This window comes from Paraburkholderia sp. (assembly GCF_036488795.1).
Taxonomy (GTDB): domain Bacteria; phylum Pseudomonadota; class Gammaproteobacteria; order Burkholderiales; family Burkholderiaceae; genus Paraburkholderia.
Map to the genome: position 1 here is coordinate 1 of NZ_DASXHA010000181.1, position 4,417 is coordinate 4,417.

Below are 4,417 nucleotides of genomic sequence, written 5' to 3' on the forward strand. Positions count from 1 at the left end.
CGGTGCGTCGGGTCCGTTATCTGTTTATAATCAAAGCAATTTTAAAGGATTCGAAGGTGGTTGTATGCTGGATCGTGAAGGCTTTCGCCCGAACGTCGGCATCATCCTCTTGAACGCGCACAACGAGGTGTTTTGGGGCAAGCGGCTCCGTGAACATTCCTGGCAGTTTCCGCAAGGGGGCATCAAGTATGGTGAGACCCCCGTGCAAGCGATGTATCGGGAGTTACACGAAGAAACCGGCCTGCTTCCGGAACACGTCAAGATCATTGGTCGCACGCGCGACTGGTTGCGCTATGAGGTGCCGGACAAGTTCATCAAGCGTGAAGTACGCGGTCATTACCGCGGCCAGAAGCAAATCTGGTTTCTGCTTCGAATGGTGGGGCGCGATTGCGACATTTGCCTGCGCGCCTGCGACCATCCGGAGTTCGATGCCTGGCGCTGGAACGAGTACTGGGTGCCACTCGACTGTGTGATCGAGTTCAAGCGGGATGTGTATCAGTTGGCGCTGACGGAATTATCCCGTTTTCTGCGCCGTGCTGCGCCGCGTACGGAAAAACCCGGCGGCCATCATGGGCCGCGCTATCCCCGGATAGTGCAGACCGTGACGGCGATGCAGGAGGTGTCTGTCGGAACCGTCACGGTCGAGACTTCGATCAGTACCACGATCGAGTCCGACTGCGGCCCCGCGGACAACGCCCTGACCCAGCCGGGTCTGCGCGATTAATCCCGGTGCGGCTCTCAATGCCGCACCTCATGCCGCATCTGCCGGCGCGGCACCTGGACCGCTGCGCCGGCGTTTCGAGGAAATCATATTGAAAGCACTTGCTCTCGTCGTGGCGTGCGTCGCCACTGGCGCCCTGCTGGCTGGCTGTTCGAGCGCCAACAAACCGACCAACAAGGACGACAGCGCATTTGTGTACCTGTTCGACCGCAAGTCGAACTGGACCGAAAACAAGGTCGAGACGCTGCCTGCGCTGCCAGTGGCGGCCAATCTGATCCCGTTCGATGTCTCGGGCAACACGCCACTGACGTTCGCGGTGGACTCGAAGTCGCTGACCGTGGGCGACGACGGCGTAGTGCGCTACACCGTGGTCGTGACAAGCCCGGGCGGCGCGCACAACGTGAACTACGAAGGGATTCGCTGCGACACGTACGAATGGCGACAGTACGCCGCACTCAATGCCGATCACGACGGCTGGGATGACACCGTCGCCACGCCGTTTACGCGCATCGAAAATGGCGCGCTCAACGCGTATCAGGCGTCGCTCTATCAGGACTATTTCTGCGAGAGCAAGGTTCCGACGGGCAACGCGAAGAAGATCATCGACAACATGCGCTACAAGCGCACCGCGGCTTCGCAGATTCACTGACGTCGCTTCAGGCGCAAAGAAAAAGCCGTTTCAGCAATCCGCTGAAACGGCTTTTTTTATACGCTACAACGCGCCGGCTATCAGACCAGCACGAGATTGTCGCGATGGATCAACTCGGGCTCCAGCATGTAGCCCAGTACCGATTCGATCTCGCCGCTCGGATGCCGCTGGATCAGCTTCGTTTCCGCACTGCTGTAGTTCGTCAGACCGCGCGCCACTTCCCGCCCGGCGGCGCTCAGGCAGGCAATCACCTCGCCACGCGCAAATGCACCCTGCACGCCCACGACGCCAATGGGCAGCAGGCTCTTGCCACCGTCGGTCAGCTTTTCGACAGCGCCGTCGTCGATCACCACGTGGCCGCGAACCTGCAGGTGATCGGCCATCCATTGCTTGCGCGCTGCCATGCGCGCCGTGCGTGCGATCAGCTGGGTGCCGATTGCCTCGCCCGCCGCGAGGCGCGCCAGCACATCCGGTTCCCGGCCGCTTGCGATCACCGTATTGGCGCCGCTATGCGCCGCGCGCTTGGCGGCGAGAATCTTGGTCAGCATGCCGCCGCGGCCGAGGCTCGAACCCGCGCCGCCGGCCATCGCTTCGAGGTTTGCCGCGCCTGCGTCGGCCTGTTGAACGAGCGTAGCGGCGGGGTCCTTGCGCGGATCTGCGGTAAACAGACCTTGCTGGTCCGTGAGGATGATCAGCGCGTCACCTTCGATCAGATTCGCGACCAGCGCGCCGAGCGTGTCGTTGTCGCCGAACTTGATCTCGTCGGTGACGACGGTGTCGTTCTCGTTGATGATCGGCACCACACCCAGACGCAACAGCGTCAGCAAGGTGGAGCGCGCGTTCAGATAGCGTTCGCGGTCGGCCAGGTCGGCGTGCGTCAGCAGGATCTGCGCGGTGCGAATGGCGTGTTCGGCGAAGCGGCTTTCATAGACTTGTGCAAGCCCCATCTGCCCGACCGCGGCAGCGGCCTGCAGTTCGTCGATTTCACGCGGACGCCTGGTCCAACCCAGGCGCTGCATTCCTTCGGCAATCGCCCCCGAACTCACCAGCACGACTTCTTTGCCCTGCGCGCGCAGAGCGGCAATCTGCGCCGCCCAGCGGCCGATCGCGGCATGATCGAGACCGCGCCCGTCATTCGTGACGAGGCTCGACCCGACTTTCACTACCAATCGCCTGGAGTCTGCGATGACGGAACGCATTGTGCGCGGTCTCCCAAGATGATGCGTGATGCGCGCCGGCTGCCCTTTGCGGACTCGCCAGCGCCCAAGCCATGCCAGTTATTCCTGCGGCTCGACCGGCTCGCCCGAGGCTGCACCTGCCTGTTTCTCGCGAAAGCGTACGTCAGCAGCGAGGTCTTCCGCTTCAGCCTGGCGTTGCGCGTCCGAATGCGCTGCGATGTGGTCATACACCGCGTAGCAGAGCGCTTCGCAACCCTGCCCCGTGAGCGCCGAGATTTCGAAAACCGGACCGTCCCAGCCGAAACCTTCAAGGAACGCGTTGACGCGCGCTTCGCGTTCGTCTTCGGGGACCATATCGAGCTTGTTCAGCACCAGCCAGCGCGTCTTCTCGAACAGCAGTTCGTCGTACTTGCGCAGTTCGTTGACGATGGCCTTCGCCTCCGCGACCGGATCGACCGCCTCGTCGAACGGCGCAATGTCGACGATATGCAGCAGCAGACCGGTCCGCTGCAAGTGGCGCAAGAACTGGTGCCCGAGGCCCGCGCCTTCCGCCGCACCCTCGATCAGACCGGGAATGTCCGCGATCACGAAGCTGCGGCTCGGCCCGACGCGCACCACACCCAGATTCGGGGCGAGCGTGGTGAACGGATAGTCCGCGATCTTCGGCTTCGCGTTCGAAACCGACGAGATGAACGTGGACTTGCCGGCGTTCGGCATGCCGAGCAGGCCGACGTCGGCCAGTACCTTCAGTTCGAGGCGCACCATGCGGCGCTCGCCCGGCTTGCCGTCGGTTTTCTGGCGCGGCGCGCGGTTCGTACTGGATTTGAAATGCAGGTTACCCAAACCGCCCGCGCCGCCCTGGGCGATCTGGACGCTCTGGTTGTGTTCGGTCAGATCGGCGATCAGTTCGCCGGTTTCCATGTCCGAAATGATCGTGCCGACCGGCATGCGCAACGTGATGTCGTCGCCGCCCTTGCCGTAGCAGTCCGCGCCACGGCCGTTTTCGCCGTTGCGCGCCTGATGCTTCTTCGCGTAGCGGTAATCGATCAGTGTGTTGATGTTGCGGTCTGCGACCGCATAGACGCTGCCGCCGCGGCCGCCGTCGCCACCATCCGGACCGCCGAACGGGACGAACTTCTCGCGGCGCATCGACGCGCTGCCATCCCCTCCGTCGCCGGCGATGACTTCAATCCTCGCTTCGTCAATGAACTTCATGCGTAACTCCGTCCCGTGTTTAACGCTATTTTGCCGCGCCTGCAGTGCGTTGACCAATCATCCGAATGGCCAGTCGCGCGGGCTGACGACATGACTGCCCGCAATGAATCTGCAATGTACCTGCAATGAAAAAGGCCCCGCTAACTTCGCGGGGCCTTTGTTCCGGTCCTGAAGCCCGTGCCTGATTAAACTCAGGCTGCTGCCGGGACTACGTTGACCAGATGCTTCTTGTCAGCGCCTTTCGTCGTGAACTTGACGTGGCCGTCCGTCAGCGCGAACAAGGTGTGATCCTTGCCGATACCGACGTTTTCGCCCGGATGCATACGCGTGCCGCGTTGACGCACGATGATGCCACCAGCGTTGATGGCTTGACCGCCGTAAACCTTCACGCCGAGACGCTTCGACTCTGAGTCGCGGCCGTTACGTGACGATCCGCCTGCCTTTTTGTGTGCCATTTGTTAGCTCCTTAACCGGTGCGCTTACGCGTTGATCGCGTCGATGCGCAGTTCGGTGTAGTTCTGGCGGTGGCCGCCATGCTTCTGGTAGTGCTTCCGGCGACGCATCTTGAAGATGGTCACTTTTGCGTGACGACCTTGCGACACGACGGTAGCCTTGACGGAAGCCCCACTGACCAGCGGCGTACCGAACTTAATC

6 protein-coding genes are annotated in these 4,417 nt (G+C 62.1%); 2 read left to right on the forward strand and 4 right to left on the reverse strand.

Features of this window, described 5'->3' with window-relative positions; genetic code table 11:
* Nucleotides 1-64: 64 nt before the first annotated feature.
* Together VGH41_RS26535 and VGH41_RS26540 are read left to right on the forward strand one after the other, a co-directional pair.
* Nucleotides 65-724 carry an RNA pyrophosphohydrolase gene (locus VGH41_RS26535; protein ID WP_331600647.1) on the forward strand — a complete coding sequence of 220 codons (660 nt, stop codon included), beginning with the start codon at nucleotides 65-67 and terminating at the stop codon, nucleotides 722-724.
* Between the two features lie 88 nt (nucleotides 725-812).
* A complete protein-coding gene (locus VGH41_RS26540; protein ID WP_331600644.1) occupies nucleotides 813-1,370 on the forward strand; it encodes a CNP1-like family protein in 558 nt (185 codons plus the stop codon).
* Nucleotides 1,371-1,450: 80 nt separating this feature from the next.
* Here the strand turns inward: VGH41_RS26540 and proB are convergent, their stop codons facing one another.
* The 4 genes from proB to rplU form a co-directional block, all read right to left on the reverse strand.
* The gene (proB, locus tag VGH41_RS26545; RefSeq protein ID WP_331600645.1) at nucleotides 1,451-2,569 is read right to left on the reverse strand and encodes a glutamate 5-kinase; all 1,119 of its coding nucleotides are present in this window, start codon (nucleotides 2,567-2,569) and stop codon (nucleotides 1,451-1,453) included.
* A 78-nt stretch (nucleotides 2,570-2,647) separates the two neighbouring features.
* Nucleotides 2,648-3,763, reverse strand: coding sequence for an Obg family GTPase CgtA (gene cgtA / locus VGH41_RS26550; protein ID WP_331600646.1), 1,116 nt, complete (start codon nucleotides 3,761-3,763; stop codon nucleotides 2,648-2,650).
* A gap of 191 nt (nucleotides 3,764-3,954) precedes the next feature.
* Entirely contained in the window at nucleotides 3,955-4,218 is a 264-nt protein-coding gene (gene rpmA, locus VGH41_RS26555; RefSeq protein WP_090538089.1) for a 50S ribosomal protein L27, read from the reverse strand.
* 24 nt (nucleotides 4,219-4,242) lie between these two features.
* A partial coding sequence (gene rplU / locus VGH41_RS26560) for a 50S ribosomal protein L21 (RefSeq protein WP_331600648.1) occupies nucleotides 4,243-4,417 on the reverse strand: 175 nt, incomplete at its 5' end.